General features: G+C 73.7%; 24 protein-coding genes and 1 riboswitch. Of the genes, 18 read left to right on the forward strand and 6 right to left on the reverse strand.

The genetic code is table 11. The features are described from left to right. Positions 1-68 precede the first annotated feature (68 nt). A riboswitch (SAM riboswitch) is annotated at positions 69-187 on the reverse strand. A gap of 1,155 nt (positions 188-1,342) precedes the next feature. From BJ976_RS01405 to BJ976_RS01415, 3 genes are all read left to right on the forward strand, one after another. Further along, the gene (locus BJ976_RS01405) at positions 1,343-1,699 is read left to right on the forward strand and encodes a hypothetical protein (RefSeq protein WP_229667278.1); all 357 of its coding nucleotides are present in this window, start codon (positions 1,343-1,345) and stop codon (positions 1,697-1,699) included. 89 nt (positions 1,700-1,788) lie between these two features. Continuing rightward, complete coding sequence (locus BJ976_RS01410) at positions 1,789-4,620, forward strand: hypothetical protein (RefSeq protein WP_135029247.1); 2,832 nt, start codon at positions 1,789-1,791, stop codon at positions 4,618-4,620. Beyond that, on the forward strand, positions 4,617-5,312 hold the full coding sequence (locus tag BJ976_RS01415) for an ABC transporter ATP-binding protein (protein WP_135029246.1): 696 nt from the start codon (positions 4,617-4,619) through the stop codon (positions 5,310-5,312). The genes BJ976_RS01410 and BJ976_RS01415 overlap by 4 nt, the downstream gene beginning before the upstream one ends. Positions 5,313-5,329: 17 nt before the next feature. Here BJ976_RS01415 and BJ976_RS01420 read toward each other — a convergent pair whose 3' ends face one another. Then, positions 5,330-5,713 (reverse strand): Hsp15 family ribosome-associated heat shock protein, encoded by a 384-nt coding sequence (locus BJ976_RS01420; protein WP_135029244.1) that lies wholly within the window; start codon positions 5,711-5,713, stop codon positions 5,330-5,332. Then, positions 5,710-7,029, reverse strand: coding sequence for a histidinol dehydrogenase (gene hisD / locus BJ976_RS01425; protein WP_135029242.1), 1,320 nt, complete (start codon positions 7,027-7,029; stop codon positions 5,710-5,712). The genes BJ976_RS01420 and hisD overlap by 4 nt, the downstream gene beginning before the upstream one ends. Positions 7,030-7,139: 110 nt before the next feature. Here hisD and BJ976_RS01430 point away from each other — a divergent pair, with 110 nt between their 5' ends. Continuing rightward, a complete protein-coding gene (locus tag BJ976_RS01430) occupies positions 7,140-8,609 on the forward strand; it encodes a mechanosensitive ion channel family protein (protein ID WP_135029240.1) in 1,470 nt (489 codons plus the stop codon). On the opposite strand, the gene BJ976_RS01435 is transcribed toward BJ976_RS01430, so the two are convergent. Beyond that, positions 8,576-9,136 carry a universal stress protein gene (locus BJ976_RS01435; RefSeq protein WP_135029238.1) on the reverse strand — a complete coding sequence of 187 codons (561 nt, stop codon included), beginning with the start codon at positions 9,134-9,136 and terminating at the stop codon, positions 8,576-8,578. The two genes, BJ976_RS01430 and BJ976_RS01435, sit on opposite strands and share 34 nt — an antisense overlap. A gap of 76 nt (positions 9,137-9,212) precedes the next feature. Continuing rightward, entirely contained in the window at positions 9,213-10,025 is an 813-nt protein-coding gene (locus BJ976_RS01440) for an MBL fold metallo-hydrolase (RefSeq protein WP_135029236.1), read from the reverse strand. A gap of 12 nt (positions 10,026-10,037) precedes the next feature. Between BJ976_RS01440 and BJ976_RS01445 the strand changes: the two genes are divergently transcribed. The 6 genes from BJ976_RS01445 to BJ976_RS01470 all read left to right on the forward strand — a co-directional run bounded on the left by BJ976_RS01445 (position 10,038) and on the right by BJ976_RS01470 (position 18,085). Next, positions 10,038-11,192: a glutathione S-transferase family protein gene (locus BJ976_RS01445; RefSeq protein WP_135029234.1), complete on the forward strand. Its 1,155-nt coding sequence runs from the start codon at positions 10,038-10,040 to the stop codon at positions 11,190-11,192. Positions 11,193-11,440: 248 nt separating this feature from the next. Continuing rightward, positions 11,441-12,196 (forward strand): LamB/YcsF family protein, encoded by a 756-nt coding sequence (locus tag BJ976_RS01450; protein WP_135029232.1) that lies wholly within the window; start codon positions 11,441-11,443, stop codon positions 12,194-12,196. Further along, the gene (locus BJ976_RS01455) at positions 12,193-13,944 is read left to right on the forward strand and encodes a 5-oxoprolinase subunit B/C family protein (RefSeq protein WP_135029230.1); all 1,752 of its coding nucleotides are present in this window, start codon (positions 12,193-12,195) and stop codon (positions 13,942-13,944) included. The genes BJ976_RS01450 and BJ976_RS01455 overlap by 4 nt, the downstream gene beginning before the upstream one ends. After that, the gene (locus BJ976_RS01460; protein ID WP_135029228.1) at positions 13,941-15,713 is read left to right on the forward strand and encodes an ATP-binding protein; all 1,773 of its coding nucleotides are present in this window, start codon (positions 13,941-13,943) and stop codon (positions 15,711-15,713) included. The genes BJ976_RS01455 and BJ976_RS01460 overlap by 4 nt, the downstream gene beginning before the upstream one ends. After that, complete coding sequence (locus tag BJ976_RS01465; protein ID WP_184231801.1) at positions 15,710-16,378, forward strand: GntR family transcriptional regulator; 669 nt, start codon at positions 15,710-15,712, stop codon at positions 16,376-16,378. The genes BJ976_RS01460 and BJ976_RS01465 overlap by 4 nt, the downstream gene beginning before the upstream one ends. A 270-nt stretch (positions 16,379-16,648) precedes the next feature. After that, on the forward strand, positions 16,649-18,085 hold the full coding sequence (locus tag BJ976_RS01470; RefSeq protein WP_268236479.1) for an APC family permease: 1,437 nt from the start codon (positions 16,649-16,651) through the stop codon (positions 18,083-18,085). Positions 18,086-18,196: 111 nt separating this feature from the next. Here BJ976_RS01470 and BJ976_RS01475 read toward each other — a convergent pair whose 3' ends face one another. Next, positions 18,197-18,985: a putative hydro-lyase gene (locus tag BJ976_RS01475; protein ID WP_184231802.1), complete on the reverse strand. Its 789-nt coding sequence runs from the start codon at positions 18,983-18,985 to the stop codon at positions 18,197-18,199. Positions 18,986-18,987: 2 nt separating this feature from the next. Continuing rightward, complete coding sequence (locus BJ976_RS01480) at positions 18,988-20,253, reverse strand: NRAMP family divalent metal transporter (protein ID WP_135029926.1); 1,266 nt, start codon at positions 20,251-20,253, stop codon at positions 18,988-18,990. Positions 20,254-20,422: 169 nt separating this feature from the next. Here BJ976_RS01480 and BJ976_RS01485 point away from each other — a divergent pair, with 169 nt between their 5' ends. The 8 genes from BJ976_RS01485 to BJ976_RS01520 all read left to right on the forward strand — a co-directional run bounded on the left by BJ976_RS01485 (position 20,423) and on the right by BJ976_RS01520 (position 25,428). Beyond that, positions 20,423-21,160, forward strand: a complete 738-nt coding sequence (locus tag BJ976_RS01485; RefSeq protein WP_135029924.1) for a VIT1/CCC1 transporter family protein — start codon at positions 20,423-20,425, stop codon at positions 21,158-21,160. Between the two features lie 116 nt (positions 21,161-21,276). Further along, positions 21,277-22,329, forward strand: coding sequence for an NAD(P)-dependent alcohol dehydrogenase (locus BJ976_RS01490; protein WP_135029949.1), 1,053 nt, complete (start codon positions 21,277-21,279; stop codon positions 22,327-22,329). 143 nt (positions 22,330-22,472) lie between these two features. After that, the gene (locus BJ976_RS01495; RefSeq protein ID WP_167736936.1) at positions 22,473-22,991 is read left to right on the forward strand and encodes a MarR family winged helix-turn-helix transcriptional regulator; all 519 of its coding nucleotides are present in this window, start codon (positions 22,473-22,475) and stop codon (positions 22,989-22,991) included. Between the two features lie 353 nt (positions 22,992-23,344). Beyond that, a complete protein-coding gene (gene rpmB / locus BJ976_RS01500; RefSeq protein ID WP_135029921.1) occupies positions 23,345-23,581 on the forward strand; it encodes a 50S ribosomal protein L28 in 237 nt (78 codons plus the stop codon). Position 23,582: 1 nt separating this feature from the next. Next, entirely contained in the window at positions 23,583-23,750 is a 168-nt protein-coding gene (gene rpmG, locus BJ976_RS01505; protein WP_002858336.1) for a 50S ribosomal protein L33, read from the forward strand. A gap of 1 nt (position 23,751) precedes the next feature. Next, a complete protein-coding gene (gene rpsN, locus BJ976_RS01510) occupies positions 23,752-24,057 on the forward strand; it encodes a 30S ribosomal protein S14 (protein WP_135029919.1) in 306 nt (101 codons plus the stop codon). Between the two features lie 231 nt (positions 24,058-24,288). Continuing rightward, positions 24,289-24,570, forward strand: coding sequence for an HU family DNA-binding protein (locus BJ976_RS01515; RefSeq protein WP_135029917.1), 282 nt, complete (start codon positions 24,289-24,291; stop codon positions 24,568-24,570). 192 nt (positions 24,571-24,762) lie between these two features. Further along, entirely contained in the window at positions 24,763-25,428 is a 666-nt protein-coding gene (locus BJ976_RS01520) for a phosphatidylglycerol lysyltransferase domain-containing protein (protein WP_135029915.1), read from the forward strand. Positions 25,429-25,447 lie beyond the last annotated feature (19 nt).

Raw genomic sequence — 25,447 nt, forward strand, 5'->3', positions numbered from 1 at the left:
TCTTCCGATGACTTGCGCGGCTCCGCGGTGCGCGGTGTTCCACGCGGACCCGGGCGGGGTCCGCGGAGACGCGGTACTTGCCCGTCGGCGGTCACCGGGGGCCGAATCCTCACCTGGAGCACCCCGCTACGGCGTGAGAGGGTTGCCGCCCCGCCGGCCAGGGCCGTGATGACGGGGACTCGTGATTCTGGTGACCAGCCTACGGAGGGGTCTGCGGAGCGGTCAAAAACGGTCCGATTGCGGACGACGCGCGGGGTCACGATTGGTGGAGGTGAGGTCGGTGGCGGAGTGCTGTCCCCGGTCTGTGCTGGGCCGAGGCGCTGCATGAAAATGTGGTGCTTGACACATGGCCTGGCTCCCGCTGAAGATCATCTCACTCGAGAGGGGGGGGCTCGAGACCGCGACCCGCGGCCCCCGCAGGCGGTTCTTTGAAAGGGATCGGATCATGCGGATGGACATCAAGAAGAGGATCATGGCGGCGTCCACCGGTGCGGTGATGGCGGCGTCGCTAGCGGTGGCTCCCGCAGCAGGGGCTGCGACCGCGCCCGTGGGAGGGGAGCGCCCGTGGGAGGGGAGACTGCTACCCCGGACGCGTACTGTGCTGAGGAGTACTGGACAAGCACCACCGTGACATCGAACACGTTCAAGCAGTCGTACTCTGCCTACTCGTCAGTGTCCGGGGCTCCCGGAGTCAGGCTCACTATCGCCACCGGGCGCACGTTCGGTGTCAGCGGCGACATCACAGGCGAACTCTCTGGCGATGTGAGCGCCATTGTCGCCGGCGTCTCCGCCAAGGTCGGGACCCGTGTGGGAGTCAGCTACTCGTCTACGAATACCGTCAGCGGTGCTTGGACCGTGCCCAGCACCTACACGAACGATGGAAAGCTCGCCATCGGCGCTAAGCGGGCACAGGGAACATGGAAGCGTCAGATGCTGAACCGCAGCTGCGACGTCGTCACGCTGCGCAGCGGCTCGTTCTACACCCCCTGGCAGCAGTTCTACTTCCAGCACTTCAAGCTCTGATGCGGTGAGCGGTGCAGCGTCGGGCGCAGGGTGCCTGACGCTGCACCCCCCTATTCCCCCCTCTACGGATAGGCATGTCATGTTCCCTTTGTCTCCTTCACGTCGCTTGGCCGCCCTCGCCGCCGCTGTGCTCGTCGGCACGACGATCTCCGGGTGCTCCGCCTCTCAGTCCGACAATCAGACCCCCCCGGGCACTTCCACGGCTGCCGCCAGTGCGACCCCTTCGGAGTCAGCCGCCACGAGCGGCTCGTCCGATGCCGAGGCCCAGGCCCCGAACGCGGCAGAGGCTCTCCCCGCGGCTCTGTTCGAGGAGGGGGGCATGACCCTTGAGGAGTACGCACGTCAGAATCCAGACTCCGACTACATCGATGTGGAGCAGGAGTCCGTCCTGGAGGAGAGAGTCGGTCGGGGCACCCAGGAGATCACGGTGGATGCCCAGAAGGGCGCGGTCCTTCGGGTCGTCCTGCTCTGCCCCTCCGATGCGACTGGCAAGACGGACATCCACGTCTCGAGTGGCGATGGCGATGAGAAAACGTGGATGGCCGGATCGGAGGCCCTGTGCGGCGGGTGGTCCGCAGCGACGCCTCCCATAGAACAGGCCGGGCCAGTGACCTTCACGGTCACCGTGGACAATGACGAGCCCTACCGGGTGGCGTTGACGGTCCCCTCCGAATGACGTCCCGACCGCCCCAGAGCTCGCGAGTCCAGACGAGCACTGGTGAAGATTCTCGCCGTGTAGGACCAGCCTGGCCCTCCTTCCCCGCCGTGCGGTCGCTGCGCTTGGTGGCCGGGGCGCTCGCTGTGGTCCTGGTCCTGGGCCTTGGTGTCCAGGCCCAGGCCACACAGCGGCTCAAGGCCCTCGTCGACAGCAGCTGGCGCGGGTCCTATGACCTGATCGTGTCCGCACCTGCGGCCGCACCGGGCGCGGCCGCCCTCATGGCCCCGCTGGACACGGCCGTCTGGACGAGCTCAGCCGAGCGTCTCAGCCCGGCCGATCTCGACCGCATCCGGGCGGTGCCCGGTGTCGAGGTGGCCGCCCCGCTCGGCGACGTCGGCGTGCGCAGCGTGGCCAACCAGGACGCCGTCATGATCGGCTACCCCGCGGACGGCAGCGTGGAGGGTCCCCGCGCGTTCGACATGGACGCGCGGGTGAGCACGGACGACGGACTCGGCCCGCGCCCCGTGCTCGGCATGGACGCCACACTGATCGGCTCCTTCTCCGACGGGCCGATCGCGGACGCCCGTCCGCTGCTGGACGATCCCGCCCTCTGCGATCCGGCCCCTCCCGAGCCAGGCCCCTGCACGGACGTCGAGCTCCCCACCCTTGCCGTCGGGCCCCGCGGTCAGACGCCGCCGCCCGCCCAGCGTGAGGTCCCGGCCGGCACGTACTGGGCCGCCCCGTGGGCGGACTCCGACCCGCAGGGCAACCGGATGATCGTCGTGGACGCCGCGGCCGAGGCGCAGCTGCTGTCCCTCGGCGGGCACCCGGCCGCCGCCGACGCGTTCCGCGTGCTTGCGCAGTCCTCGCCGGCCGACTCCCTCCCGGCTGTCGTCGACAGGCTCTCCGGTGCCGCAACCGAGGAGGCGGAGGCGCTCGTCAAGGCGAAGGACCGGCTCCCTGCCTACCTCCAGAACCTGGCGGATGCGGCCGGACGCCCGGTGGACTCACTCACCGCCGTCCCGCTGCTCGCCACGAGCGTCGGGTCTGCACCCCTGACCCTCGAGGTGCGCGCGGCCCCGTACCGGGAGCCGGTCACCCGGCTCGATATCGAGCAGGCGCCGGTCGATCCGCGGAACCCCACCGCGCCCCGCGGCATCGTGGGGATGCCCGTGTGGGCGCTGCCCGCCGGCGGGACAGCGACGCAGGACGAGGTCTCCACCTCCGACGTCTCAGGCCGGTTCGGCGGCCTCGGACTCGGGGTCACCGTGGTGCCCGTGCCGGGGCTGACCACGGGCCGGGACCCGGTCCTGAGCTACGACTCGCCCCGCCTCTCCCTGGTGCAGGAGACGCGGACCCTGACCCGGCCGTCGTCCGCGGACGAGACCCTGGCCGAGGCCGCCTCCGTGGAGACCGCCTCCGGCACGCTCCCCGGCCGGCCCGACGTCGCGGTCACCCGGGCGCTGCCGGCCTCCACGTCCCGGGAGTCCGCGTACTACACGGCCACGGATGATGGCCGACGGTTCGGGACCGGGGACGCGCCCCTGCTGGTCAGCGTGGGCACCCTCACGCCGGAGCCGGACGCCGCACTCGCGGGGATCGCCCCGCTGCTCACGGACGTCGAGCTGCCCACCACCCTGGTGGCGGACCCCGACGGAACTCAGCGGGACGTCCGGCTGCGGCCCGCCTCCACCGGGTTCGGTCTCGCCAACCAGATGCCCGCCGCCTACGTCGACGCCGCCTCCGCGGGGGCACTCGGACTGGAGCGGCCCTTCAGCACCGTCCGCGTCCGGGTGGCCGGCGTGGGGGAGGACCTGACGCCGGAGAACCTCGCGACGATCGACGCCGTCGCCCAGCGCCTCGAGGCCGCCGGGTTCGCAGCGGTCACCGTGGCCGCCTCCAGCCTGGCGCCCCGCGAGATGCAGGTGGTGTCCTACCGGTTCGACTCCACGGAGGGTGATCCCCGGACGGGGCCGCTCGGCACCGTGCGCCAGCTCGGACCGGAGCTCACCGCCTCCCAGCGGGTCTCCGCGGCCGTCGGGACCGCGGGGACCTCACAGACGGTGACGGTGGTCGTCCTGCTGACCGCCCTGGCGGGGCTGTGCGTGGCCGCCGCGCTGCAGCCACGGCGCCACCAGGCGGGTGTGCTGGCGGTCCATGGGTGGACACGCAGCGCCACCGTGACCCGCCACCTCCGCGAGGACGCCGCCACACTGACGGTGCTCGTCGGTGTGGCAGCCGCACTCGCCGTCGTCGGCACGATGTCCAGGCGCCTCGGCGTGGCGCCCCCGTTGGTGGCCGTGGGCCTCGGGGCGACGGCGGGGCTTGCCCTGGCCGTGGTCCTCGCGGCGGTGCTCGCGGCCCGCCCCGCCGCGTCAGCGGTCCGGGAAGGCAGCGTCCGCACGGTCCGACCGGCCCGCACCCCGGCGGCGCTGCTGACCCGGTGGACCGCGCGCACGTGGCCGCGGCTGCTCACCGGCGCCGCGTACCGAGCGGCCGTGGCCGTCGGTGCCGGCCTGCTCGTGGCCGTCGTCCTGCAGGCCCGCCGCGAGGCCGGCCTCTCCGTGCTGGCCAGCGCCGCCGTGGCTCAGGACCTGCCGTTCCGCCTGGTGCTGGGTGCGCTGGCCGCCGTCGTGGGGATGGTCCTCCTGGTGCAGCTGCACCGGGTGGAGGGTCCGGCCGTCCGGGGGGAGGCCACCGTGCTCCTGCTCGCCGGCTGGACCCGTTCCCGGCTGCTGGGACGCCACGTGCCCGCCCTGGCCGTGGAGGCGATCGCGGCCGCGGTGGTGGCCGGCGTCGTCCTGGCGCTGCTCACCCCCCGCCCGGACCTTCCCCTCGTGGCGGGAGCGGCCGGCGTCGCCCTGCTCCTCACCCTCGTCATCACCCTGCTCACCCGGCGAGCCCAGCTCGCCCGCGCCTGGAAGGGGCAGCCCGCATGAGTGTGATCGCGCCCGTGCTCACCCTCGACCGCGTCCAGGTCGGCTACCGCCATCCCGACGGCGGCACCCGCGTGCTCGTCGAGTCCCTGGACTTGACCCTTGCGCCTGGCGACGTCGTCGGACTCTGGGGCCGCTCCGGCACGGGGAAGTCCTCCCTGATCCGCCACCTGGCCGGGCTGTCCCGCCCGCTGTCCGGACGGATCATCTACCGCAGCCCCGACGGATCACTGGCCGGGGAGGTCGCGGACCTCTCGGCCGGGGATCTCGCGCGGTACCGGCGGGTGCACCTGGGCTACGTGGACCAGTCCTGCGAGCTCATCGGCGAGCTCTCCGCGCTCGACAACGCGGGTGTGTGGATCCACGGCGGGCGCCTCGCGGGGTCTGTGCCCGAGGCACAGCAGACGGTCCGGGGCCAGCTCGAGCGACTCGGACTGGGGCACCGGCTCGGCGCGCCCGCCTCCCGGCTGTCCGGGGGAGAGGCCCAGCGGGTGGCGCTGGTCAGGGCCCTCTCCAAGCGGCCGCACCTGATCGTGGCCGACGAGCCCACCGGCCACCTCGACGGCTCTGCGGCCCGCGAGGCCATCGCGCTGCTGCGCGAGCACGCCGCGGCCGGGGCCGCTGTACTGGTGGCCAGCCACGACCCTCTGGTCCACGCGGCCGTCGACCGGGCCATCCGCGTCGGCGAGGACTGACGTGGCCAGGAAGCCGATCAGCCCCGCCCGGCCCCGTCCCGCCCGCGCAGCGCGTCCAGCTGCCGACGGTCCCGCTTGGTCGGCCGCCCAGCGCCGCGCTCGCGGACGGGCACGGCCAACAGCTCGCGCGGGATCGGCGCGGGGGAGTGGTCGATGTAGTTCTTCACCGCCACGGGGGCGCCGACGCGCTTGGAGATCAGCCCTGTGACCTCCAGGATCCGCTCCCGGTGATCCTTCCGGAGCCGGATCCGGTCCCCGACCGCCAGCGTGTGCGCGGCCTTGACGGGCTCGTCGTTGACCCGCACGTGTCCGCCGCGCACCGCCGCGGTGGCCGCCGAGCGGGTCTTGTACATGCGCACGGCCCACAGCCACGCGTCCAACCGCACGGCGCCGCCGCTCATGCGAACCGCGCCCGCACGGCCACCCCATGGGCGGGCAGGCGCTCGTCCTCGGCCAGCGCGGAGATCCCGTCGGCCACGCCCCGCAGTCCGGCCTCCTCGTAGCGGATCAGCTGCTGCGAGCGCAGGAACGTCACGGTGTTCAGGCCGGAGGAGAACCGGGCGGTGCCGGACGTCGGCAGCACGTGGTTGGAGCCGGCCGAGTAGTCGCCCAGCGGCACGGGGGAGTACGGGCCCACGAACACGGCGCCCGCGTTGCGCACGCGCTCGGCCAGGGCCTCCGGATCGCGCGTCTGGATCTCCAGGTGCTCGGTGGCGTACAGGTCGGAGACCTCGAGGGCCTGCTCCATGTCCCGCACCAGCAGCACGCCGGACTGCGGGCCGGTCAGCGCCACCCGGATCTGGTCCTCGTGGAACGACCCCGGCACCTGGGCCTCGACGGCGGCCAGCACGTCCCGCAGCAGGTCCTCGGAGTCGGTGATCAGCACGGACGCGGCCAGCGGATCGTGCTCGGACTGGCTGATCAAGTCCGCGGCCACCCAGTCGGCGCGCGCCGTGCCGTCCGCGATCACGGCGATCTCCGAGGGACCCGCCTCCGAGTCCACGCCGATCACGCCCTGCAGCGCCCGCTTCGCCGCGGCCACGTACACGTTCCCCGGCCCCGTGACCATCCGCACGGGCGCGCAGAGCCAGCCCTCGCCGTCGTCGTCCCGGACGCCGAGTGCGAGCATGGCCACGGCCTGGGCGCCGCCGGCCGCGTAGACCTCGTCCACGCCCAGCAGCGCGCACGCCGCGAGCACGGTGGGGTGCGGCAGCCCGCCGTGGTCCTTCTGCGGCGGGGAGGTGACCACGAGGGACTCCACGCCGGCCGCCTGGGCCGGCACCACGTTCATCACCACGGAGGACGGGTACACGGCGCGCCCGCCGGGCACGTACAGGCCCACGCGCTCCACCGGCACCCAGCGGTTCTCGACGACGGCGCCCTCGCCGAGCTCCACGACCGAGCCGGCCGGGATCTGCGCCTCATGGACCGTCCGGGCGCGGCGGATGGACTCCTCGAGCGCGGCGCGCACGGCCGGGTCGAGGTTCTCGAGCGCCGCGGCGAGCGCCTCGGCCGGCACGCGCAGGGCGGGCGGGCGGACGCCGTCGAACTCCTCGGCGAGGGCCAGGAGGGCCCGCTCGCCGCCGTCCCGGACGCGGTCGATGATCGGCTGCACCTTCGGCACCACCGAGGCCACGTCCACGTCCGCCCGCGGGATCACGCGGCTCAGGTCGGCGGTGGCGGTGTCGAGCTCACGCAGGTCGGTCACGGAGAGCACGGGTTCCTCCTGGTTGCAGGGCGCGCCGCCGGCCGGGGTGCCGCGGCGCGATCAGGATCCATTGTGCTCCGTCCCGGGGGGCGTCCGGCCGCGGGTGTCAGACTGTTGTCATGCCCGCCGCGACCGTGCTCCCCGTTGTCCCTCTCGCGTCCGCCGTCCGCCTGACCGCCGAGCAGGTGGTCCCCGAGTCGGTGGAGCAGGACGTGGCCGAGGGGGCGGACCGCGCCGCGGCCCTGCTGGGCGCGGAATGGGGCACGGTGGCCGCCGTCGCCGGCGCGTTCCTGACCGCCGGCCTCGTCACGTACGCCCTGTTCCTCCTGGCCCGGCTGGTCCTGTTCCGCCGGGACGGACTGCGCGCCCAGGTGGCGCGGCTCACCCTGCCGGTCGCCCTGTTCACGGGCCTGCTGGGGGCCCGCATCGCGCTCACCGTCATGGCGGAGGAGCAGACGTGGTTCCGGCCGGCGTCGTTCGTGCTGCTGGTGGCCGTGGCCGCCGCGGCGGCGTGGGCGGCGTGGCGGATCGTCGGCGCCGTGGAGGGGGCCGTGCTGGCGAAGTACCGCCACCCCGGCGTCAACGACCGCCGCGAGCGCAAGATCCGCACCCAGACCATCCTGATCCGCCGCGTCCTCAACGCCGTGATCGTGGTGGTGGCCCTGGCCGCGGTGCTGCTGGCCATCCCGGAGGTGCGCTCGCTCGGCGCCGGCCTCCTGGCCTCGGCGGGCCTCATCTCCGTGATCGCCGGCCTGGCCGTGCAGTCCACGCTGACCAACGTGTTCGCCGGCTTCCAGCTCGCCTTCACGGACTCGGTGCGTGTGGGGGACGTGGTGGACATGAAGGGCGTGTTCGGCACCGTGGAGGAGGTCACCCTGTCCAACGTGGTGGTCAAGCTGTGGGACGGGCGCCGCATGGTCTACCCGTCCTCCCACTTCACCACCGAGCCGTTCGAGAACTGGACCCGCGTGGGCTCGCAGGTGGCCGGCGTCGTCGAGATGGACGTGGACTGGCGCGTGCCCATGGACGCGCTGCGGGCGCGGCTGACCGAGCTGCTGGCGTCCACCGAGCTGTGGGACGGGCAGGAGAACGCCATGCAGGTGATCGACGCGGTGGGCGGCATGGTCCGCATCCGCGCCGTGGTCTCGGCGCGCAACTCCGGCGACCTCTGGGACCTGCGCTGCCTCGTCCGCGAGGACCTCGTGGGCTTCCTGCGCGCCGAGTACCCGGAGGGCATCTACACGCAGCGGCATGCGGAGGGCCCGTTCCCCCACCATCACGACGACGACGCATCCGCCTCCGCCACGACGTCCGGGGCCGCGGCGGGCGGGGCGTCCGCCGGCGGGGCGTCCGGGTCCGCCACGCGCCCGCTGCCGACGGTGGAGGGCGCCGGGGCGCCGCCGCGCCCGGCCACCGGGTCCGTGCCGCTGGCGCAGGCCGGGGAGAACGCCTCGCTCTACACCGGCTCGCTCCGGGCGGTGCGGCGCAACCACGAGATGGACGGCCCCGGCGAGGACGCGTACGCCGAGCGCCGGGCCCGGCAGGCGGAGGACGCTCAGACGGTGGAGGAGCCGCCGTCGCGGGGCTGAACGCCGCGGGTGCCCTCGTGCGGGTCCTGGGCGTGGGCGAAGGGCCGGGGGGTCTCGTACGGCTGGGAGGGGGCGGTGTCCCCGAGCGAGGGGTCCGTCTCCGCCACGTGGCTGACGGCGTCCGGGGTGGCGCCGCGGTACTCCTTGACGCACAGGACCGGCTGGTCCACCTTCTGCAGGAGCTCGTCGGCCAGCGAGCCCATCACGAACCGGCCGAACCCGCCGCGGCGGCGCAGGCCGATCACCACGAGGGAGGGCTCGAGCTCGGCGGCCACTGCGGTGATCTCGTCCGCCGTGGAGCGGTCGCGCGCGTACTGGCGGAACGTGGCGGGCACGCCCGAGGCGTCCAGGACGGCCTGCAGCTCGAGCTGCTCGGCCTCCGTGATGAGCGACTTGCTGCGGTGCTCCCCGCCCGGGCCGGCGTTGACCACCACGACCTCCTCGCCCGTCTCCCGGGCGATGTCCAGGGCGGTGTGCAGGGCGGCCTTGGCGGTGGTGCTGTTCTTGTAGGCGGCGAGGATGGTCATGACGGTCCCTTTCCGGTCCGCGGATGCGGGAGGCGTTCCCGCCGGTCGGGGCCACTGTAGCCCCGGGCCGTGCGCCTCAGTCCTCCCGGAGGTACGCCAGGTGGGAGGCCATGACCTGCTCGGCCACCCGTCGCACCTGCCCCTCGAGGCCCGGGTAGACCAGGGGCACGAGCTCGGCGGGGGTGATCGCGTCGGCGTCGTCCTCGGGCATGTCCTCCAGCACCCGCTCGATCTGGGCCAGGCGGCCCTCGCGGTGGTCGAGGTAGTCGCGGGCGATCGTCTCCAGCGGTGCGGGCACGGGCCCGTGCGCGGGCAGCACGGTGAGCAGGCCGGCGGCCTCGAGCCGCTCGAGCGAGTCGAGGTAGTCGGCCAGGGTGCCGTCCGGGTGGTCCAGCATGGTGGTGCCCTCGCCGAGGATCGTGTCGCCCGTGAGCACCGCGCCGCGCGCCCCGGAGGCCGGGAGCACGAAGCAGTACGAGTCCGAGGTGTGCCCCGGCGTGTGCCAGGCCTGGACGACGACGCCGCCCGCCTCGATCCGTTCGTCCGGCGTCAGCGGCGCGGCGACACGGCAGTGCGCGGGGTCGGCGGCCCGGACGGGGGCGCCGGTGGCGGCGTGGAACGCGTCGAGCCCGCCGGTGTGGTCCGCGTGCCGGTGCGTCACCAGGATCAGCTCCACGGAGCGGCCCTCCGCGGCGGCCATCACGCGCTCGGCGTGGCCCTCGGCGTCCTCCGCGGGCCCGGGGTCCACGACGACGGCGGTGGCGGCGTCGTCCGCGAAGACCACGTAGGTGTTGGTGCCGGCGAGGGTCATGGGGGAGGGGTTGCGTGCCGTCACGCACCGCACGAGCGGGGCGGGCGCCGGGCCGGGGGTCTGGGCGGTGTCGGACATAGGATCGAGTCTATGGAGAGCACCGAGCGCGAGGACCAGGCCGCGGACCGCGGCACCATCGAGACCCGCGACGGCCTGAAGGGCAACTATGTCCAGGCCGGCGCGGAGTTCACCCGGGACACGACCTACATCCAGGACCGGATCGTGGCCGACCCGGACGCCGTGCGAGCCCTGCCCCGAGAGGAGGGCACGAAGGTCGGCCGCGTCGGCGGTGGGCTGACCGAGGGCGCCGAGGCGTGGCCCGTGGAGGCCGGCCGCTACCGCCTCGTGGCCGCGCGGGCGTGCCCGTGGGCGAACCGCGCGCTGATCGTGCGGCGCCTGCTCGGCCTCGAGGACGCGATCTCCCTGGGCACCCCCGGCCCCACGCACGACGAGCGGTCCTGGACCTTCGACCTCGACGAGGGCGGGAAGGACCCGGTCCTGGGCACCGAGCGGCTGCAGGAGAACTATCTCGCCCGCTTCCCGGACTACCCGCGCGGGATCACGGTGCCCGCCATGGTGGACGTGCCGAGCGGCGGCGTCGTGACCAACGACTACCCGCAGATGACGCTGGACTTCAGCACCGAGTGGACGGCGCACCACCGCGACGGCGCCCCGCAGCTGATCCCCGACGCCGGGCCGGAGCGGGACGAGATGGTCGAGGTGATCGAGCGCGTGTTCACCGAGGTGAACAACGGCGTGTACCGGTGCGGGTTCGCCGGCTCCCAGGAGGCGTACGACGCGGCCTACGAACGCCTGTGGAGCGCGATGGACTGGCTCGAGGAGCGTCTGAGCACCCGGCGGTTCCTCATGGGGGAGCGGATCACGGAGGCGGACGTGCGGCTGTTCACCACACTCGTGCGGTTCGATCCGGTCTACCACGGGCACTTCAAGTGCAACCGGAACCGGCTGACGGAGATGCCGGCGCTGTGGGGCTACGCCCGCGACCTGTTCCAGACGCCGGGCTTCGGCGACACGGTCGACTTCGCCCAGATCAAGGCGCACTACTACGTGGTGCACGAGGACATCAACCCGACCCGGATCATCCCGCAGGGCCCGGACCTGTCCGGGTGGGTCTCGGCGCACGGCCGCGAGGAGCTCGGCGGCGACCCGTGGGGCGGCGGCACCGCCCCGGGGCCGGTGCGCGAGGACGAGCGGGTGGACCCGGCGCACACGCCGCTGCGCTGAACCCGCGCCGGGGTGGCGTCTGCCGGGTGTCCCGCCCGGCTCTCGTCCGGCCGGTCGTGGTCACGACACGCCGCCGGAGGTTCCCGTCCGACGGCGTGCCGTGACCACGACCGGCGCCGGGCCTCGCAGGTGGTGCCTCGTGCCGTGCGCAGGGCACAGGCTCCGCCCCGTCCGGGATTGTTGAACAATCCGCGCGGCTGGACCATGATGGGGTGATTCCGGTCATAGCATCGCGAGAGGACCCCACCATGCAGATCGACCTCAACTCCGACGTCGGGGAGTCCTTCGGCTCCTGGACCATGGGCGACGACGACGCCATCATGCCGTCCGTCTCCTCGGCGAACGTGGCGTGCGGCTTCCACGCCGGCGACCCCTCCGGCATCGCGGCCACCTGCCGCGCCGCCGTCGCCGCCGGCGTGTCGATCGGCGCCCACGTGGGCTACCGGGACCTGGCCGGCTTCGGCCGCCGGTTCCTGGACTGCTCGCCCACCGAGCTGGCCGACGACGTCCTCTACCAGATCGGCGCCCTCGAGGCGCTCGCGGGGGCCGCCGGCGCGACCGTCCGCTACGTGAAGCCGCACGGTGCGCTCTACAACACGATCGTCCACCACGAGGAGCACGCCCAGGCCGTGATCGACGGCATCGCCGCCTTCGGCGCGGACCTGCCCGTCCTCCTGCTGCCCGGCTCGATCGCCCTGGAGAAGGCCGAGCAGGCGGGCCTGCGCGGCGTGGCCGAGGCCTTCGCGGACCGCGGCTACACGCCGGAGGGCACCCTCGTGTCCCGCCGCGATTCCGGCGCCGTCCTGCACGACGAGGCCGAGGTGGCCGCCCGCATGGTCCGCCTGGCCACCGAGGGCGTCGTCACCGCGGTGGACGGCTCGGACGTCCGCGTGGCCGCCGAGAGCATCTGCGTGCACGGGGACACCCCCGGCGCGGTCTCGATGGCCGCGGCCGTGCGCCGTGCCCTCGAGGACGCCGGCGTGACGATCGCGTCCTTCGCATGAGCGCCCCGACCCCGGCCCGGTCCGCCGAGGGCGGTCCCCGCCCCGCCCGCGAGATCCGCTGGACGGGCACCCGCGGCTTCCTCGTGGAGTGCCCGGACCTCGCGGACGTCATGACCCTGCACGCCCACCTGGTGGCCCACCCCGAGCGCGGGCAGCGGCAGATCATCGCCGCCGCCCGCACCGTGCTGCTCACGTTCACCTCGGAGGCCGCCGCCGAGCACGCCGCCGCCCGCGTCAGCACCCTCGTGCCGGACGCCCATGACGCCGGTGCCGGCCGGACCGTGGAGATCGAGGTCGTCTACGACGGCGCGGACCTCGTCGCCGTCGGCGAGCTCACCGGCCTCGGCGCGGACGGCGTGATCCGCGCGCACACGGAGGCGGACTGGTTCGCCGCCTTCGGCGGCTTCGCGCCCGGGTTCATGTACTGCACCGCGGGCGCCCCGCCCTTCGACGTGCCCCGCCGGGACTCGCCGCGCACCGCGGTGCCCGCGGGCGCCGTCGCGGTGGCCGGGACCTTCTCCGCGGTCTACCCGCGCACCTCGCCCGGCGGCTGGCAGCTGCTGGGCCACACCGCCCAGCCGATGTGGGACCTGTCCCGCGAGCAGCCGGCCCTGCTGGCCCCCGGCGACCGGGTGCGCTACGTCCCCGTGCGCGCCTCCGCCACCGTCACCGCGCCCGCGTCGGACGACGTCGCCGCGCCCGACGACGCCCGCCCCGCGGACGACGCCGCCCCGGGTCTCGTGGTCGCGGACCCCGGCCTGCTGTCCCTGCCGCAGGACCTCGGCCGCTCCGGCCTGGGCGGCCTCGGCGTGGTCGCCTCCGGCTCCGCCGACCGCGACGCCGCGCGCCAGGCCAACCGCCTCGTGGGCAACGGCCCCGCCGAGGCCGTGATCGAGACAGTCCTGGGCGGCCTCGCGCTCACCGCGCGCGGGGACCAGGTCCTGGCCCTCGCCGGGGCCGAGGTCACCGGCACCGTCACCGCCCCCGACGGCGCCGCGCACCGCGTGGCCGCCCGCGCCCCCTTCGCGCTGCTGGACGGGCACACCCTCACCGTGGACGAGCCCACCGCCGGGCTGCGCACGTACGTGGCGCTGCGCGGCGGGCTCGACCTGCCGCAGACCCTCGGCAGCCGGGCCGCGGACACGCTCTCGGGCCTCGGCCCCGGTCCGCTCACCGCCGGCCAGGCCCTGCCCCGGCGCGTGGCCGCCGAGGACCGCGGTGCCGGCGTCGTGATGGTGGGCGACCCCGAGCCCGCCCTGCGCCCCACTCCCGCCGCGGGCGATGTCGCTGTGCTGCGCGTGGTCCCCGGACCGCGCGACGACTGGTTCGGCGACGCCGGCCTCGTGCGCCTGTTCACCCAGAACTGGGAGGTGAGCCAGCAGACCGACCGGATCGGCGTGCGCCTGGCCGCCCCCGCCGCCGGCGCCCCCCTCGAGCGCGTGCGCACCGGCGAGCTGGCCTCGGAGGGCGCCGTGCGCGGCGCGCTGCAGGTCCCGCCCTCGGGCGAGCCCGTCCTCTTCCTCGCCGACCACCCGGTGACGGGCGGCTACCCGGTGATCGGCGTCGTCGCCCGCGAGGACCTGGGCCTGGCCGCCCAGCTGCCCCCGGGCGCGCAGGTGCGGTTCGTCCTGCACCGCCGCCCCGGCCACCCCGAGGACGCCGAGCACACCCTCGGCCGTCCCGACGGCGCCCCCGGCGGCGCCGCCCCCACCCCCTCCGACACCGTCTCCCAGGAGCACACCGCATGAGCACCGCCACCCCCGCCGCCCGTCCCGTCACCCGGGTCATGATCGCCAACCGCGGCGAGATCGCCGTCCGCGTGGCGCGCGCGTGCCGCGACCACGGGATCGCCTCGATCGCCGTGTACTCCGACCCGGACGCGGACGCGATGCACGTGGCCGTGGCCGACGAGGCCCACCACCTGCCCGGCGCCTCCTCCGCGGACACCTACCTGCGGATCGACGCCCTGATCGAGGTGGCCCGCCGCGCCGGCGCCGACGCCGTCCACCCCGGCTACGGGTTCCTGTCCGAGAACGCGGACTTCGCGCAGGCCGTGATCGACGCCGGCCTCACCTGGATCGGCCCGTCCCCGGACGCGATCCGCTCGCTGGGGGACAAAATCACCGCGCGTTCGATCGCCCAGGAGGCCGGCGCCCCGCTGGTCCCCGGCTCGGACGGCCCCGTGCCCGACGCGGCGTCCGCGCGCGCGTTCGCCGAGGAGCACGGCCTGCCGATCGCCATCAAGGCGGCCTTCGGCGGCGGCGGCCGCGGCATCAAGGTGGTCCGCGAGATGGCGGACGTGGAGGGTGCCTTCGAGGCCGCCACCCGCGAGGCCGTGGCCGCGTTCGGCCGCGGCGAGTGCTTCGTGGAGCGCTTCCTGGACCGCCCCCGCCACGTGGAGGCGCAGGTGCTGGCGGACGAGCACGGCGCCGTGGCCGTCCTGGGCACCCGCGACTGCTCCCTGCAGCGGCGCAACCAGAAGCTCGTGGAGGAGGCTCCCGCGCCGTTCCTCACGGACGAGCAGCGGGAGCGCATCCACGCCTCCGCGCGCGCCATCTGCCGCGCCGCCGGGTACACCGGCGCCGGCACGGTGGAGTACCTCGTGGCCCCAGACGGGCTGATCTCCTTCCTCGAGGTCAACACCCGCCTGCAGGTGGAGCACCCCGTCACCGAGGAGGTGTTCGGCGTAGACCTCGTGCGCGAGCAGTTCCGGATCGCCGCGGGCGAGGCCCTCAGCATCCCCGAGGACCCCACCCCGCGCGGCCATGCGCTCGAGTTCCGCCTCAACGCCGAGGACCCGGCGCACGGCTTCCTGCCCGTGCCCGGCCCCGTGGAGGTGTTCGAGGCCCCCACCGGCCCCGGCGTCCGCGTGGACACCGGCGTGCGCACCGGCTCCGTGGTGCCCGGCGAGTACGACTCCCTGCTGGCCAAGCTGATCGTGCGCGGTGAGGACCGCGGGCAGGCGATCGCCCGCGCGCGGGACGCCCTGGCCGAGCTGCGCATCGAGGGCGTGCCCACCGTGGTGCCGTTCCACCGTGCCGTGCTCGAGGAGGACGCGTTCACCTCGTCCGAGGCGCTCGGGGTCTACACCACGTGGATCGAGTCCGAGTTCGCCGCCCCGCTGGCCGCCTCCCCCTACCTGGGCGCCACCGTGCCCGCGGGCGGCCGCACCACCGTCACGGTCGAGCTGGACGGCCGGGCCGTGCGCCTGGGCCTGCCCGCCGACCTGCACGCCGCCCTGCTGGGCGGCGGGGGAGCGGGCACCGCGTCCGCCCCGGCCGAGGCCGACGCCCCTGCCGAGGAGGAGGGCGCCGTCGTCTCCCCGGTGACCGGCACCCTGGCGTCATGGAAGGCCGAGGACGGCGCCCGGGTGGCTGAGGGTGACACCATTGCCATTGTGGAGGCGATGAAGATGGAGACCCCGATCCGGGCCGCGCGTGCGGGCCGGCTGGAGCGCGCCGCGGGCCCGACGCCCGCGTCCGTGACCCGGGGGCAGGTCATCGGCACCATCCGGTGAGCGCGGCGGGGGAGGGCTCGGCGGCCGCCGGTGCGGCGGAGGAGCTGCGACGGCGGATCGCGTCGGCGGGGTTGCTCCCCGGTGAGCGCCTCGGCGAGGTGGCCCTGGCCGCCGAGCTCGGCGTGAGCCGCAACAGCCTCCGCGAGGCCTTCACGGCGCTCGCGGGCGAGGGGCTGGTGGTCCGCCGCCCGCACCGCGGCGTGTTCGTGGCCGCCCCGGACGCGGACACCGTGCGCGGGCTCTACCGCATGCGGCGGATCCTGCAGCTCGGCGCGCTGGAGCAGGGCTGGCTCACCCCGGCCGCCGTCGCCCGCCTCGAGCGGGCCGCGGAGATCCTCGACGACGACCCCTCCCCGCGCCGCCTCGGCGACGCCAACCACCTCACCCACCTGGGCATCACGGACCTGGCCGCCTCCCCGGAGCTGACCCGCGTGATGTCCTCCGTACTGGCCCGCACCCGCCTGGCCTTCCACCCCCTGGACGAGCAGACCCGCCTGCACGCCCTCTTCGCGGACCGCAACCGGTGGATCGTGGCGCGGCTGCTGGCCGAGGACCTCCCCGCCGTGCGCGCCATGTTCGGCGACTATCTGGAGGAGGCGGAGGCGTTCGTCCTCCAGCATCTGGACGGCTCGGCCGCGGCCCAGGTCTCGGACGTCCCGGCCTGAGCCGCGAACGACGGCGACGCCTGGCCCCCGGCCGTCCCCGCCCCATTCCGCCCGGGCGCACTACTGCCACGTAGATCCAGGTTTACGTGGCAGTAGTGCGCCCGGGCGAGCCTCGAAATGGCCAGTCAAGCCAGTCTCGGCCAGAGACTCAGGAGAATGAGGCTGACACACCCGTCGCGCGACTCGGACATGAGAGAGTGGCGCCCGTCATACCAGCACCTGTCGAGGTTCCCCTCTCCAGAGGCACCTCTCACGCGCAAGGCGGGCCCGGTGAGCCATCCGTCCTCACCTCCCGTGCAGGGGGAGTCCGGGTTCAAGAAGACCCTCTCCACCCTGGACGCCTATGCCATCGGCTTCGGCGCCATGATCGGCTTCGGCTGGGTCGTCCTCGTGGGCGGATGGCTCAAGAGCGCCGGCACCGTCGGGTCGATCATCGCCATCGTGACGGGCGGCGTCATCATGACGGTCGTCGCCCTCGTGTACGCGGAGATGGTCTCGGCCATGCCCCGCGCCGGCGGTGAGCACCACTACCTCATGCGAGGTCTCGGCGCACGCTGGAGCTTCATCGGGTCGTGGGGCATCACGGGCGGCTACATCTCCATCGTGGCCTTCGAGGCCGTCGCCCTCCCCAGGACGGCCGCGTACATCTGGCCGCAGATCGAGTCGGTCCACCTCTGGACGGCCTTCGGCTCGGACGTCTCTCTGGTCTGGGCACTGGTGGGGGCGGTGGCCGCCGTGGTGATCACGTGGATCAACTACATCGGCGTGAAGCTGGCGGGCATCGTCCAGACCATCGTGGTCGGCGCCCTGCTGCTCGTCGGAGCCCTCCTCGTGTTCGGTGCCGGGACCGGAGGGTCGGTGAGCAACCTCGAGCCGCTCTTCACGAACGCCACCGGGCTCTTCTCGGTGATGATCGTGGTCCCCTTCCTGTTCGTCGGGTTCGACGTCATCCCGCAGTCGGCCGAGGAGCTCAACATGCCCCCGCGCCGCATGGGCGTCATGATCATCCTCTCGGTGGCCGCGGCCACCCTCTGGTATGTGATGGTCATCCTCACCACCGCCTCCTCCATGCCCCAGTCCGAGCTGGCGGCGGCGAAGCTCGTCACCGCCGACGCCATGGCCGCCCTCTTCGACAGTCAGGCGATGGCCACCGTGCTGCTCGTCGGAGGCATGGCCGGCATCCTGACGTCGTGGATCGCGCTCCTCATGGGCGCGGCCCGTCTGCTCTATGCGATGGGCGTCTCCGGCATGCTCCCGCGCTGGTTCGGCCGGCTCCACCCGACATGCCGCACCCCGGCGAACGCCGTGCTGTTCATCGGTGCGCTCTCCGTGGCAGCCCCGTTCTTCGGCGCAGGAGCCCTGGGCTGGTTCGTGGACTCCGGCTCCCCGTCCATCGTGCTCACCTACATGATGGTGTGCGTCGTGTTCCTCATCCTCCGCCGTCGCGAGCCGGACATGGAGCGTCCGTTCCGCGCCGGCGGGCCGGCGGTCGGCACGGTCCTCGGCGTGGCCGGGACGCTGCTCACGGCCGGTCTCCTGAGCCTCTACGTCCCGGGCATGCCGGCGTCGATCTCCACGATGGCGTATGTGTTCCTCGGTCTGTGGTGGGTCCTCGGCCTGCTGTTCCTGCTGCGCATCCCGCGCGGGATTGCCCCCGGCCCGGACGCGGAGGAACGTCTCCTGGAGCGTCTCGGTCGGCGGCACTGAGCTGCGTCCGCCCCTCCCGACCCCGGCACCCTGCCTGGGCGCACTACTGCCACGTAGATCCGCGTCTACGCGGCAGTACTGCGCCCGGGCGGGCCCTCCCGACGGCCCGGGTCAGGGGATCTGGAACATCCGGTCCGGCAGGTCCGTGATGAGCATGTGCCCGGGCGCGTGGCTGATGGCCAGCGGCGGGCGGGACTCCATGATCGCCGCCTGCGGGGTGACGCCGCACGCCCAGAACACGGGCAGGCAGCCCTCGGGCACCTCGACGGCGTCCCCGAAGTCCGGCGCGGAGAGGTCCGTGATCCCGAGGGCGGCCGGGTCGCCCACGTGCACGGGCGCGCCGTGCACGGCCGGGTAGCGGGAGGTGATGCGGACGGCGTCGGCCACGCGGTCCGCGGGGATCGGGCGCATGGACACCACGAGGGGTCCGCGCAGCGCACCGGCCGGTTCGCACCGGCGGGAGGTGCGGTACATGGGCACGTTGACGCCGGCGTCCTGGTGCGCCATCCGGATGCCCTCGGCCACCAGCGCGGCCTCGAATGTGAATGAGCAGCCGATGAGGAACGTCACCAGGTCGTCCCGCCACACGTGGGCCACGTCCGTGGGCCGCTCGACCTCCACGCCGTCCCGGTACACCACGTACTGCGGCGCGTCCGTGCGGACGTCCCCGGCCAGGGCGGGGCCGGACACCCGGCCGGCCTCGAGCACGCCCAGCAGCGGCAGGGCCTTGGGGTTGCGCTGCGCGAAGAGCAGGACGTCGAAGGCGAGGTCCTGCGGCACGATCATCAGGTTCGCCTGGGCGTACCCGTCGGCGATCCCGGCGGTGGGACGCACCAGCCCGGCACGGAAGCGCTCGCGCGCCTCGGCCGGGCCGGTGGCCCCGTTCAGGGGCTCGGTCATGCTCAGGCGCCCGTGAAGAGGGCGATCATCGGGCCGAGCGCGCGGACGGCGATGAACACGGAGAGCAGCCACGCGAGCACGCCCACGATGATGAGCCACTTCGGGTAGCGGTAGCCGCCGAGCAGATCCCGGCGGAAGGCCGCCACGATCAGCAGCACGGCGAAGCCGACGGGCAGGATCAGGGCGTTGAAGGCGCCGGCGAACACCAGCAGGGTGGTCGGGGCCTGGCGCAGCACCAGGTACAGCACGGCGCAGACCACGATGAACGCGACGGTGAGCAGGTTGCGGGTGCGGTCCGACGTCGTCGACGTCGTGATGAAGGAGACGGAGGTGTAGGACGCGCCGATCACCGAGGTGAGCGCGGCGGCCCAGAAGACCACGCCGAACATGCGCAGGCCGACCTCGCCGGCGGCCGCCTGGAAGGCGTTCGCGGCCTGGTTGGTGGTGCCCAGGTCCGCGCCGGAGGCGACGACGCCGAGGATCGCCAGGAACAGCAGCACGCGCATCAGGCCGGTCACCAGGATGGAGGCCACGGAGCTGCGGGTGATGGACGCGATGTCGTCGACGCCCTTCACGCCGGAGTCGATCATGCGGTGCGCGCCGGCGTAGGTGATGTAGCCGCCGACGGTGCCGCCCACGAGGGTGGCCAGGGCCAGGAACATGGCCGAGTCGAGGTTGCCCACGTTGACGGACTGCACGAGGGCGTCGCCGACCGGGGGCTGGGACACGATGGCCACGTAGACCATCAGGCCGATCATCAGGGCGCCGAGGAGCACGACGATGCGGTCGAGGGCGGCGCCGGCGCTCTTGGACAGGAAGATCGCGATGGCGATCAGCGCGGAGATCGCGCCGCCGATCAGGGCGTCGGCGCCGAGCATGGCGTTCAGGCCCAGGCCCGTGCCGGCGATGTTGCCGATGTTGAAGACCATGCCGCCGATGAACACGAGGCCCGCCAGCAGCCAGCCCAGGCCGGGCAGGACGCGGTTGGCCAGCTCCTGCGCGCGCAGGCCGGCGACGCCGATCACGCGCCACACGTTCATCTGCACGGCGATGTCGATGATGATCGAGACCAGGATCGCCAGGGCGAACGCGGCGCCCAGCTGGATGGTGAACGTGGACGTCTGGGTGATGAAGCCGGGACCAATGGCGGAGGTCGCCATGAGGAACATGGCACCGAGCAGAGCAGTGCGGCGGGTCGTGGGGGAGGCGTCGCGGCCGTGGCCCTCGGCGGGGGCCGAGGACGGCCGCGCGGAGTCAGCGTGGGACATGGGTGTCACCTTCCGGCGGGGGCGCCATGCGAGGTGACGGGCGTCACGGGGCGCACACGGCACAGTAGTGCTTGTTCAACAATCGGGGCAACACTGTTCAACGGCTGTCCCCGTTCAGGTTCGCCTCACCTACCTGGTGGGCCCGGCCCGGTCGGCACAGGATGGACTCATGTCCGCCGCCGCGCCCTCCTCCGCCCCCCTGTCCGACCCTGCCGAGCCCCACGGCCAGACCGGCCTGAACGCCCGCCTGAACTGGCTGCGCGCGGGTGTGCTCGGCGCCAACGACGGCATCGTCTCCGTCGCCGCCACCGTGGTCGGCGTGGCCGGCGCGACCACCGCCGTGACGCCCGTCCTGCTCGCCGGCACCGCCGCCGTCGTGGGCGGTGCCGTCTCCATGGCGCTGGGGGAGTACGTCTCGGTGTCCTCCTCCTCCGACTCGCAGAAGGCGCTCATCGCCAAGGAGCGCCGCGAGCTGGCGGAGGACCCGGCCGGCGAGCTCGAGGAGCTCACCGCGCTCTACCAGGCCGAGGGGCTCTCCCGCCCCACCGCGGAGACCGTGGCCCGGGAGCTCACCGCGAAGGACGCCCTCGGCGCCCACCTGCGCATGGAGCTCGGCATGGACGAGGAGGACGTGGTCAGCCCGTGGGCGGCGGCGGGCGCCTCGTTCATCGCCTTCCTGGTGGGGGCGCTGCTGCCGTTCCTCGCGATCCTGCTCTCCCCGGTGGAGGTGCGGGTGCCCGTCACCTTCGGCGTCACCCTGCTCGCCCTCGCGATCACCGGCTACCTGGGGGCCCGCCTCGGCGATGCACCGGCCGCTCGCGCCACGGTGCGCGTGGTGGTGGGCGGCGCGCTGGCCCTGGCGCTCACCTTCGGCGTCGGCACCCTGCTGGGCACCGGCGTCGCCTGATCCCGCCGGGGTCCCGGGTCCTGACGCCGCCCGGGGGCTCTGGAAGGGTGGACGACGACGGCCCGTCCCACCGGGCCGTCGCACCGACCCCGAAGGAGTGATCGTCCGTGACCACCATGCGTGCCGTCCGGTTCGAGGCCTACAAGCAGTTCCCCGCCCTCAAGGACGTCGAGAAGCCGGTGCCCGGGCCCGGTGAGGTCCTCCTGAAGGTGGCCGGTGCCGGCGCCTGCCACTCGGACGTGGCGGTCTACTCCGAGTTCGAGCCCGGCATGAACCCCCTCGTGGACCCCGAGTACACCCTGGGCCACGAGACCTCCGGCTGGGTCGAGGAGCTCGGCGACGGCGTGGTCGGCCTGGAGATCGGCTCCGCTCAGCTCGTCTACGGCCCCACCGGATGCGGCCGTTGCCCCGCCTGCTCGCGCGGCCAGGACACCTACTGCCAGAACGCCGGCGCCATGCGCGCCGCCGCAGTGGGCCTGGGCCGCGACGGCGGCATGGCCGAGTACGTGGCCGTGCCCGCCCGCAACCTCGTCCCCCTGGGCGACGCCGACCCGATCCCCGCCTCGGCGCTCGCCGACGCCGGCCTCACCCCGTACCACGCCGTGAAGCTGGCCCTGCCCAAGCTGGGCCGTCCGGGCGCGTCCGCGCTCGTGGTGGGCCTCGGCGGCCTCGGCCTCATGGCCGTGCAGATCATCAAGGCCCTCACCGGCGCCACCGTGATCGCCACGGACATGAAGGAGGAGGCCATGGCCCAGGCCGAGGTCTACGGCGCCGTGACCGTCCCCGGGGGCGAGGGCCAGGTGGAGCGCATCCGTGAGGTCACCGGCGGGCGCGGCGTGGATGCGGCCTTCGACTTCGTGGGCGTGGGCCCCACCGTGCGGACGGCGCTGGACACCGCCGCCATGCAGTCCCGCGTGACGATCGTGGGCATCGGCAACGGGTCCACCACGGACTGGTCCTTCCTCTCCACGCCGTACGAGGCGGAGCTGGTGAGCACCTACTGGGGCACCGTGGAGGAGCTGCACGAGGTGGCCCGCCTCTACCGGGACGGGAAGATCGAGCCGCTCTACACCACGTACTCCATGGAGGACGCCCTGCAGGCGTACCGCGATCTCGAGGCCGGGAAGGTCGCCGGACGCGCCGTCGTCGTCCCCCACGGCCGCCCCTGACCCCTCGTGGGGTCGGCGGCGGGGGCCGATCGCACCAGAGAACTCGCCGGTCACCGTTCTGACCTGCCACGATGGCCCGCATGACTCACGACGCTCGGACAGAGCATGACCAGGAAGTGCAGCGCGGCAGCATCCCCCCACCCGTGCTGGAGACAGAGAGCGACCTCGCCGGGCACATCGGCGCGTGGGGGAGTTCGTGGGTGTCCGCCATCCAGGTGGCCACCGCGCTGAACTCCCGGATCGAGTCGGACATGCACCGCGGCGGAGGGGCGACGCCGTTCGAGTTCGCGCTGCTGGCCACGCTGCGCCGTCAGCCGGAGGAGGCGCCCATGAGCCAGGTGGCCTACCAGCTGGACTCCTCGCTCTCCCGCCTCTCGCATGTGGTGCGGCGCCTCGAGACGCGCGGCTGGGTCACGCGACGGACGTCCCCCGACGACGCCCGCGTCACCCTGGTGGGCGTGACGGACGAGGGGCTCGCCCGGTTCCGCGCCGCCGAGGCGCCCTACCGGCGGCTCATGCAGGAGGTCTTCCTCGACCACCTCACGCCGGAGGAGCATGAGGAGTACGCCCGCCTGAACCTCAAGCTGCTGCGCGCCCTGCGCCCCGAGCACTGGTACGTGCGCTTCGTCGACCAGCGCCGGGAGGCCGACGCCTCGAGTTGATCGGCCCCGCCCGCTCGCGTACCATGGAACGGCGCACGCGCGTCGTTCCCGTGCCCCTCGGCGTTTCGCCGGAGGGCTCGCGGGTCGGAAAGGCGACACGCTCCCGCAGACCGGATCCCGACCCCGTCCTCCCGGACGGGTCGGGGCTCACCGTCCACACCAGCGATCTGTAAGGCACTTCGGTTGGCTCTCACCCAGCCTGGTTCACCTTTTCGAGAAGTCGCAGTAAGAGTGCGGTGCACACACCCGGGGCGGGGCTCACAGGCTGCCCGTGGAGGCCTCCGCGCGTCCACGGCACGCCGCCATGCGGGTTCCGCCCGTCCTTTTACTACTACTTGCCACGAGGAGTGATCATGGCAGCACATTGCCAGGTGACCGGGGCTGGGCCGGGTTTCGGCCACAGCATCTCCCACTCGCACCGCCGCACGAAGCGCCGGTTCGACCCGAACATCCAGAAGAAGACGTACTGGGTGCCCTCCCTGCGCCGCAACGTCACGCTGACGCTGTCCGCCAAGGGCATCAAGACCATCGACGTGCGCGGCATCGACGCGGTCGTCGCCGACCTCATCTCGAAGGGAGTGAAGCTCTGACATGGCCAAGGACAAGGACGTTCGTCCGATCATCAAGCTGAAGTCCACCGCCGGCACCGGGTTCACCTACGTGACCCGCAAGAACCGCCGCAACAACCCGGATCGCATCACTCTCAAGAAGTACGACCCGGTGGTCCGCAAGCACGTCGATTTCCGAGAGGAGCGCTGACATGGCCAAGAAGTCCAAGATCGCCAAGAACGAGCAGCGCAAGGTCATCGTGGCCCGCAACGCCGAGAAGCGCGCCGAGCTCAAGAAGACCCTGGTCGACCCGAACGCGACCGACGAGGCCCGCGAGGCCGCCCGCGTGGGCCTGCAGAAGCTGCCCCGCGACGCCTCCCCGGTGCGCGTGCGCAACCGCGACGCCATCGACGGCCGTCCGCGCGGCACCTTCCAGCGCTTCGGCATCTCCCGTGTGCGCTTCCGCGAGATGGCGCACCGCGGTGAGCTGCCCGGCGTGACCAAGTCCTCCTGGTGACCCCTCGCCCGCCTCGCGGGCGTTGACACCGGTCGACCGCACGGCCCCCTCCGAGAGATCGGAGGGGGCCGTCGTCGTCTCCGGGGCCGGGCGTGGGCGCGCGAGGCTGAGAACTCGCGGAATCAGGCCGATCAGATGGGGCGCGGCGCGGGCGCAGGTGGTACGTTCGCACCTGGAAGTCCGGGCCGCACCGGCCCGGACGCCTGTCACCGATGTCTTCAGGAAGGAACCATGGCCATGAACCGCAAGGAACTCGTCGCCGCCGTCGCTGAGCGCTCCGGCAACACCCAGTCCGCCGTGTCGGACGTGCTGGACGCCCTCTTCGAGTCGCTGTCCGCCCAGGTGAAGAAGGGCGAGAAGGTCTCCATCCCCGGCTGGCTGGCCGTGGAGCGCACCGAGCGCAAGGAGCGCACCGGCCGCAACCCCCGCACCGGCGAGGAGATCACCATCCCCGCGGGCTACTCCGTGAAGGTGACTGCCGGCTCCAAGCTCAAGGCCGCCGCCTCCGAGTGATCCGGCCCCGGTCGGCCTCGGCCGTCCGTGCGCGCCCCGGGCGCCCCGTCTCCTGGTGAGGCGGGGCGCCCGTCGTCGTCCGTAGGGCCGGGTCCAGGGTCAGGGACGCCGGCGGACCGAGTAGACTGGACGCCCACGGGCGACGACGCCGAGCCGCGTCCGTCCGCCGCCCGCCGAGCCGAGGAGGAGCGCATGGTCACCGTGACCCCGCCGCCCTCCCGCGCCGTCGCCGGGCCGGCCCGCCTGGTCCGCGGCCTGGCCGGCGCCACCGCGATGACGGTGCTCGCCGCCGCCTCCCACTCCGCCGCCACCGGCGGCCCCCTGCCGCCCCTGGCCCTGATGGTCTTCTCCGCGGTGCTGGCCGCCCCCGTGACCACCGCCCTGGCCGGGCGCACCCTCTCCCTGTGGCGCACCCTGCTGGCCGTCCTGGCGGCCCAGGGGATCTTCCACGTGCTGTACGGAGTCGCCGGCGGGGCGCACGCGGTGCACGTGGCCGCCGGGGTGGACCCCGCGCACGTGGGCCACCTCGGCGCCGACGCCGGCCCGGCCCTGGCCGTGACGGCCACCGGCGCAGTGGAGCACGGGCACGGCGCAGGCATGCTGGCCGCGCACGTGGTGGCCGCGCTGCTGACCGTGGCCGTGCTCCGTCACGGCGAGCAGGTCCTGGCCGCCGCGGCCCAGCAGGCCCTCGCGGCCGCTCCGGTGCTGCGCCTCCTGCAGTTCCTGCTGACCGGGACCGTGACCACCCCGCGTCCCCTCCGACTTCCGGCGGTCCGTGCTCCGCGCCCCGCCGGTTCGCTGCTCGTCCTCGGCACCCCCGGGCGGCGGGGACCGCCCGCCCTCGTCCTCGCGGCCTGACGCCCTCGGGCGCGGCTGC

It is taken from the genome of Micrococcus flavus (genome assembly GCF_014204815.1).
Classification (GTDB): Bacteria; Actinomycetota; Actinomycetes; order Actinomycetales; family Micrococcaceae; genus Micrococcus; species Micrococcus flavus.